This window comes from Petrotoga halophila DSM 16923, assembly GCF_002924615.1.
Genome location: NZ_JALY01000289.1, coordinates 1 through 1,659 on the forward strand (window position 1 = coordinate 1; position 1,659 = coordinate 1,659).

The 1,659-nt window shown below is 33.6% G+C and carries 2 protein-coding genes and 1 pseudogene; all 3 read left to right on the forward strand.

Annotated features, from left to right (window positions below):
• Positions 1-515 (forward strand): annotated as a pseudogene (locus AA81_RS13090) (anthranilate phosphoribosyltransferase); the annotation flags it as partial.
• 90 nt (positions 516-605) lie between these two features.
• A complete protein-coding gene (trpC, locus tag AA81_RS13095) occupies positions 606-1,367 on the forward strand; it encodes an indole-3-glycerol phosphate synthase TrpC (protein ID WP_103899284.1) in 762 nt (253 codons plus the stop codon).
• Positions 1,364-1,659 (forward strand): phosphoribosylanthranilate isomerase (locus AA81_RS13100; protein WP_439331579.1); only part of this gene is annotated, 296 nt, incomplete at its 3' end. The genes trpC and AA81_RS13100, both read left to right, overlap by 4 nt.

Below are 1,659 nucleotides of genomic sequence, written 5' to 3' on the forward strand. Positions count from 1 at the left end.
TTTTTAACGTATTAGGACCCTTAACGAATCCTTCAAATGTAAAATATCAATTAATGGGCATATACGATCCAAACTTGGTTTACCCTATAGCAGAGGTTTTGAATAACTTGGGAGTTAAAAGAGCGATGGTTGTTCATGGATCGGAAGGCATAGATGAATTTTCTCTGTCAGGAAAGAATAAAGTGGCGTTTTTAAATGAAGGTAAGATAGAAAAGTTAGAAATATCCCCGGAAGATTTAGGGCTGAAAAAATGCAGCATACAAGAGATCCAAGGCGGAAGCGCAGAAGAAAATAGAAGAATAATATTAAACATATTTAACGGTGAAATGGGTCCCAAAAGGGATGTGGTCGTTTTGAATTCGGCGGCCGGGTTATATGTGGCAAACAAAGTCAACAGTTTAGAAGAAGGCATTAGTTATGCACAAGAGATAATTGATAGTGGAAAAGCGATGAAAAAATTGGAAGAGATGGTAGAGTTTACTAACTTTCTATCTTTACAAGCAAAAACTTCCTAGATCATCGTAGAAAAAGAGGACAGTGAGCCGGGCGGGCTGCAGGGCGAAGGGGCGCTAAAATAGTGAAAAATTCTGATAAAGGAGGAAAAGATGTATTTAGAAAAAATAGTAGAAACAAAAAAGGAAGAAGTAGCAAAGTTAAAAGAAAAGAAAATCTCCTTAAAAGACTCCTTCCAAAAAGGAAAATTAACTTTAATAGCGGAAATCAAAAAAGCCTCACCAAGTAAAGGAATCATTTCAACGAATTTTGACCCACAAAGGCAGTTAGAGTTATATACAAAAGCTGGTGCAGATGCTATTTCTATCCTAACTGATGAAAAATATTTTCAAGGTAGTACAAAAATTTTAAAAGAATTAAGAGCTAAAACAAATCTTCCTATTTTAAGAAAAGATTTCATAATCGATCCCATACAGATTTACCAGTCATTATTTCTGGGAGCCAACGTTATTTTACTCATAGCTTCAATACTAACAAAAAAAGAGATCTCTGATTTTCTTAAGATATCAAAAGATATAGGTTTAGAAGCCATAGTCGAAGTTCATAACCGCCAAGAATTAATAAAGGTTTTAGATACCGAAACTGAAATATTGGGAATAAATAATAGGGATTTAAATGATTTTTCTGTTAGCCTACGAAACACTGAAAAACTACTTGAAGAACTTGAAAAATTAGATAAACGTAAGGATTTTTATGTTATTTCAGAAAGTGGGATTAAAGAAAAAAGTGACATCGATTACCTTAGAAGTTTAGAAGTAGATGGGGTATTAATAGGAGAAGCTCTAATGAAAGAAAACGATCCTGTTTCGAAGATTGGAGAACTATTTCCAGAAAAAAGGAGTAATTTGCAGTGATCAGGATAAAAGTTTGTGGAATCACAAACATTGAAGACGCCATTAACATATCCAAAGCTGGGGTAGATGCTTTAGGTTTCATTTTAGCCGAAAGCCCGAGAAAAGTTGGATTATCAAAGATTCTTGAAATATCTAAAGAGTTACCTCCCTTTGTAAGCAGAGTAGCTGTAGTAGTCAATCCTAATAAAGAAGAAATTGAAAAAATTGAAAGAAGTAAAGTATTTGATTACGTTCAATTTCACGGCTCCGAAGACGTAAATATAATTAAAAATTGCAAGTTAAAAACAATAAA

Bases quoted from the DNA above. Each gene is read 5' to 3' on its own strand.
- trpC (WP_103899284.1), top strand. From the start codon at position 606: ATGTATTTAGAAAAAATAGTAGAAACAAAAAAGGAAGAAGTAGCAAAG.